The organism is Streptomyces sp. RP5T (assembly GCF_003933965.1).
Classification (GTDB): Bacteria; Actinomycetota; Actinomycetes; order Streptomycetales; family Streptomycetaceae; genus Streptomyces.
In genome coordinates this window covers 1-5,259 of the sequence record NZ_RSAJ01000572.1, presented here as the reverse complement: position 1 = coordinate 5,259, position 5,259 = coordinate 1, and the positions used below count along the sequence as shown (strand labels likewise).

Below are 5,259 nucleotides of genomic sequence, written 5' to 3'. Positions count from 1 at the left end.
ACCCCACGGGGGTACATTGACGGAGGACAGCCGTTCCCCCGTTCCCCCTCGATTGCGGGCCCAGCCATGACGACAACCCTTCACCGGCCGGGCGCCCGCGGCGTCACAGGCCGGTGGACACGCGCTGTCGTCATCGCTCTGGTGGCGGTGCTCGCCGTTCTCGTGCACCACGAAACGGCGCCCGCCATCACGCACGTACCGCCGACCGGTGGGTCCGGCACCAGCAGCATGGCCGGTATGCGCCACACCGCCGCGCCGACGCCCCCTGCGCAAACGAACGGACACATGGCGGCGCCCGGTCTCACGGTCCCGCCCGCCGCCCACGAGGACGACGGGGCCTGCACCGGCACAGCGATGCAGCACTGCTCCGCCGCCGGCGTCGACAGTCTGAAACTCGCGCCTCCGCACCAGCCCGCGCGCGACGTCGTATCGGCCGTCCACCCTGGTGCGGCGGACGCCCGGGACGTCCCGAGCACCAGCAACCGGGCACCGCCGGACCTTCCCGTCCTCCTCTCTCGATTCCTGCTGTAGGCCGCGCCCGCCCGCGGACCCCACCACAGCGACATCGAGACGAAGGACCCCTTCCGTGAACACCATCAACCGACGCTCCGTCCTGCTGGCCGGGCTCGGCGTCGCGGGCGCGGGCGCGCTCGCCGCCTGCAGCGGCTCCACCGATGCTCCTGCCCTGGTCAGTCCCTCCGGCCCGGCCGTCGTGGCCGCCGACAAGAAGCGCACCAGGACCGGCACGACACACTCGGTGACCCTGACCGCGGCACAGGCCACGGTCGACCTGGGTGCCGGGACCACGGCCAGGACCTGGGCCTTCAGCGGCCGGACGCCGGGCAGGGAACTACGCGTCCGGACCGGGGACGCGCTGGCCGCCACGCTGTCCAACCAGCTTCCGGACCAGGCCACCACCTCCGTCCACTGGCACGGCATCGCCCTGCGCAACGACATGGACGGCGTTCCGCCGGCCACCCAGTCCGCCGTGCGCGCCGGACACAACTTCACCTACCGGTTCACCGCCGACGCCCCCGGCACCTACTTCTTCCACCCGCACGTCGGCGTCCAGCTCGACCGGGGCCTGTACGCGCCGCTCATCGTGGAGGACCCCAGGGAGCCGCTGTCGTACGACGAGGAGTGGGTGGTCGTCCTGGACGACTGGCTCGACGGTGTCACCGGCACCCCCGACGAGGTCTTCGCCGAGCTGCGCCACGGCATGGGTGGCATGGACATGGACGGCGGCATGGACATGGGCATGCGGTTCATGCTCATGGGTGCCCGGAGTCCGATGCTGGGGGGCGACGCCGGCGACGTGAAGTACCCCTACCACCTGGTCAACGGCCGTGTTCCGGCAGACCCGCAGGTCTATCGCGCCAAGCCCGGCAAACGCGTCCGGCTGCGGATCGTCAACGCCGGCAGCGACACCGCCTACCGTGTCGCGCTCGGCGGCCACCGGCTCACCCTCACCCACACCGACGGTTTTCCCGTGCGGCACCAGCAGGTCGACGCCCTGCTGATCGGGATGGGCGAACGCTACGACGTCCTGGTCACCCTGGGCGACGGCGTCTTCCCCCTGGTGGCGCTGGCCGAGGGCAAGAACGCCACCGGCATGGCCGTCGTCCGCACCGGATCCGGCGCCACCCCTACAGCGACCGTCCGTCCGAGGGAACTGGAGGGCAAGCTCGTGGCCGCCTCCCGGCTGCGCGCGGCGGACGACGTCGGTCTGGCCCCCAAGAAGGCCGACCGGGTCCACCGCGTCGAGCTGAGCGGGTCCATGATGGCGTACAACTGGGCCGTCAACGGCCGGCGGTTCGACATGAACGACCCGGCCGCGCATCCCCTCACCGTGGAGGAGGGTCAGCGCGTCCGGCTCGACTTCGTCAACACCACCACCATGTGGCACCCGATGCACCTGCACGGCCACACCTACCAGCTCGGCACGAGCGGTCCGCGCAAGGACACCACCATCGTCCTGCCGAAGCGGACCGTGTCGGTGTACTTCGACGCCGACAATCCCGGCCAGTGGCTGCTGCACTGCCACAACGCCTACCACGGAGAGGCGGGCATGATGGCGCTGGTCGCCTACCGGGCCTGATCCGGGCGGGCCGGGCCGGTGCCTCGTCGGCCCGGGCCGGGAACAGGCCCCCTCGGCCCTGCGGCATGGGTCGTTCGGCCCCTGTGGGGCCCGCTCGCGAGGACGGACCGTGGAGGCATGAGGGCCCACCCGCGGATCGCCGTCATCGGCGTCGGCAACGAGTTCCGGCGCGACGACGGCGTGGGCTGGGCCGTCGTCGCCCGGCTGCGGACACGGTCCGTACGAGAGCCGAGGCTGTCCGGAATCGAGCTGGCCACCTGTGACGGCGATCCCGCACGGCTGATCGGCCTGTGGGAGGGTGCGGACCTGGCCGTCGTCATCGACGCGGCCCACGCGCACCCGGGCACGCCCGGCCGTGTGCACCGCCTCGCACTCCGGGACGCGCGTCTGCCCGCTCCGCCCACCACCAGCTCGCACGGCCTGGGGCTCGGCGAGGCGGTGGAACTCGCGCGCGTCCTGGGGCTCCTGCCGCGCGAGCTGGTCGTGTACGCCGTCGAAGGTGCGGACGGCGAGTTCGGCGCCGGCCTCTCCCCCGCCGTGGCGGCCGCCGTGGACAGGGTCGCCGACGCCGTGGAGGACGACATCGCGCGGTACGGCCGGTCCGTCACCGAGGCCCGGCCATGACCGCGCGGCGCTTCGAGGTGTACGGCACCGTGCAGGGCGTCGGCTTCCGGCCCTTCGTCTACCGCACCGCCGCCGAACTCGGGCTGACCGGCTGGGTGGCCAACGTCAACGGCCATGTGGAGGGCGAGGTCGTCGGGCCTCCCGGCGTCATCGAGAGGTTCGCCGCCCGGCTGCGGTCCGACGCGCCGGCCCTGGCCCGGGTACGCCGGGTCCGGCTGAGCGAGGACACCCGGCCGTCGTACGAGAAGACCTTCCGGGTGCGGCACAGCGCACCCGGAGGGCCGGGCCCGGCCGCCTGCGAGATCCCGCCCGACGCCGCGATCTGCGACGCGTGTCTGAGCGAACTGCGTGACCCGCGCGACCGGAGGTACCGCTACCCGTTCGTCAACTGCACGGACTGCGGCCCCCGCGCCACGATCATCGAGGGCCTCCCCTACGACCGCGTCCGTACCACCATGCGCCGCTTCCCGCTGTGCGCCGACTGCGCCGCGGAGTATGCCGATCCCGCCGACCGGCGCTTCCACGCCGAGCCCGTCGCGTGCCCCGCCTGCGGTCCGCGGCTCGGGTGGGAGGACCTGCGGGGCGAGGAGGCGTTGCGGGCGGCGGTGCGGACCGTCTCCGAGGGCGGGATCGTCGCCCTGAAGGGCCTGGGCGGCTACCAACTGGTGTGCGATGCCGGTGACCCGCGCGCGGTGGCCGAACTGCGGCGCCGCAAGCGGCGTCCCGCGAAACCCTTCGCCGTGATGGTCGACGGGCTGCACGGCGCGGCACGTCTGGCCGTGATCAGCGCCTCGGAGGAACGCGCCCTCACCTCCCTCGAGCGCCCCGTGGTGCTGCTGGCCCTCCGCAGACGCGGTGCCCACCCCCTCGCCCCGGGGGTGCACCCCGGGCTCACGCGCGTCGGCCTGTTCCTGCCGACCACCGGTCTGCACCACCTGCTGCTCGCCGATGTGGCCCGGCCCCTCGTGGTCACCAGCGGCAACCTCAGCGACGAGCCCATCGCCGTGGACGACGCCGCGGCCCGCCACGCCCTGGCCGGTGTCGCGGACGGGTTCCTCACCCACGACCGTCCGATCCGGGCCCGCTACGACGACTCGGTGCTCCAGTTCGCCGGCCGGACCCGCATCACCGTCCGCCGGGCCCGCGGCCTCGCCCCCGCACCGCTGCCGCTGCGCGTGCGCGAACCGGTCGCCGGCGTCGGGGCCCAGCTCAAGCACACCTTCACGCTCGCCGCGGACGGCCGTGCCGTGCTCGGCCCGCACACCGGCGATCTGTCCGACCTGGCGACGCACGAGGCGTTCCTGGCGTCGTACGCGCACTTGCGGCACCTCACCGGCATCGAGCCGCGCGTGCTGGCGCACGATCTGCACCCCGGCTACCTCTCCACCCAGTGGGCCCGCACGCAGCCCCAGCCCCGCATCCCGGTGCAGCACCACCACGCGCACGTGGCCGCCTGCGCCGCCGAGCACGGGGTGCGCGGGCCCTTCCTCGGCATCGCCTACGACGGTCTGGGGCTCGGTGACGACGGCACGATGTGGGGCGGCGAGGTCCTCGTCGCCGATCTGAGCGGCTACCGCCGCGTGGGCAGGTTCGCGACAGCGCCCCTGCCCGGCGGCGACGCGGCGGTACGCCATCCCTCCCGCACCGCCCTCGGCCATCTGCTCGGCGGCGAGGCCCTGGGATCGCCGCGCCCGTACCCGTGGCTGACCCGCGCCTTCACCGGGCGACTCGACCCGCACGAGCTGGCCACCGTGACCGCGATGGTCGCCGGGAACGTCAACTGTCCCCGCGCCTCCAGCGCCGGGCGGCTCTTCGACACGGTCGCCTCGCTGCTCGGCCTGGCCGACCGGGTCTCCTACGAGGGTGAGGCCGCCGTCCTGCTCGAAGCGGCGGCGGGCGAGACCCACGCCGTGCCGCTGGCCCACCGCGTGGTGCGGGCGGACGGGCTGTGGGTGTACGACTCCGCCCCGACCCTCGCCGACCTGCTGGAGCGCAGGCTCGAAGGGGAGCCGGTGGCGCGGCTGGCCGCGGCCTTCCACCTGACGCTGGCGATCGTCACGTCCGAGCTGGCCGCCCATGCGGTGGCCGAGGGCGCGCCGCGCACGGTGTGCCTGGGCGGGGGCTGCTTCGTCAACCGGCGGCTGCTGACGGAGGTGCGGCGCCGGCTGCGCGCGCAGGGGCTGCGGGTGCTGGTCGGCGGTCAGGTGCCGGTCGGTGACGGCGGCATCAGCTACGGGCAGGCCGCGGTCGCGGCCGCGCGACTGGCCGGAGTGGGGTGAGCGCGATGTGTCTGGGGATTCCGGGGCGGGTGCTGGAGGTGCACGACGACGCCGGGCTGCGCATGGCGACCGTGGACTTCGGGGGCATCCGGCGAGAGGTGTGCCTGAGCTGTACGCCGGACGCCCGGGTGGGGTCGTACGTGATCGTGCACGTGGGGTTCGCCATCACGCTGGTCGACGAGTCCGAGGCCCGGCGGACGCTTGAGGTGTTGCGCGCGATGGCCGGGGCCGTGGAGGGGGAGCTGGGCGAGCCTCTGC

At 73.9% G+C, this 5,259-nt stretch carries 5 protein-coding genes; all 5 read left to right on the top strand.

What is annotated here, in order from left to right; translation table 11 throughout:
• Positions 1-66: 66 nt before the first annotated feature.
• The gene (locus EHS43_RS36575) at positions 67-531 is read left to right on the top strand and encodes a hypothetical protein (RefSeq protein WP_125194903.1); all 465 of its coding nucleotides are present in this window, start codon (positions 67-69) and stop codon (positions 529-531) included.
• Between the two features lie 55 nt (positions 532-586).
• The gene (locus tag EHS43_RS36570; protein ID WP_125194902.1) at positions 587-2,098 is read left to right on the top strand and encodes a multicopper oxidase family protein; all 1,512 of its coding nucleotides are present in this window, start codon (positions 587-589) and stop codon (positions 2,096-2,098) included.
• A 117-nt stretch (positions 2,099-2,215) separates the two neighbouring features.
• A complete protein-coding gene (locus EHS43_RS36565; RefSeq protein ID WP_125194901.1) occupies positions 2,216-2,722 on the top strand; it encodes a hydrogenase maturation protease in 507 nt (168 codons plus the stop codon).
• Positions 2,719-5,001 carry a carbamoyltransferase HypF gene (gene hypF / locus EHS43_RS36560; protein WP_125194900.1) on the top strand — a complete coding sequence of 761 codons (2,283 nt, stop codon included), beginning with the start codon at positions 2,719-2,721 and terminating at the stop codon, positions 4,999-5,001. The genes EHS43_RS36565 and hypF overlap by 4 nt, the downstream gene beginning before the upstream one ends.
• Positions 5,002-5,006: 5 nt before the next feature.
• Positions 5,007-5,259, top strand: a 253-nt coding sequence (locus tag EHS43_RS36555; protein ID WP_148104177.1) for a HypC/HybG/HupF family hydrogenase formation chaperone, incomplete at its 3' end; no start/stop codon positions are given.

What these genes read in the sequence shown, in the direction of transcription:
- hypF (WP_125194900.1), top strand. Translation starts at nt 2,719, where the DNA reads ATGACCGCGCGGCGCTTCGAGGTGTACGGCACCGTGCAGGGCGTCGGC.
- EHS43_RS36575 (WP_125194903.1), top strand. Translation starts at nt 67, where the DNA reads ATGACGACAACCCTTCACCGGCCGGGCGCCCGCGGCGTCACAGGCCGG.
- EHS43_RS36565 (WP_125194901.1), top strand. Translation starts at nt 2,216, where the DNA reads ATGAGGGCCCACCCGCGGATCGCCGTCATCGGCGTCGGCAACGAGTTC.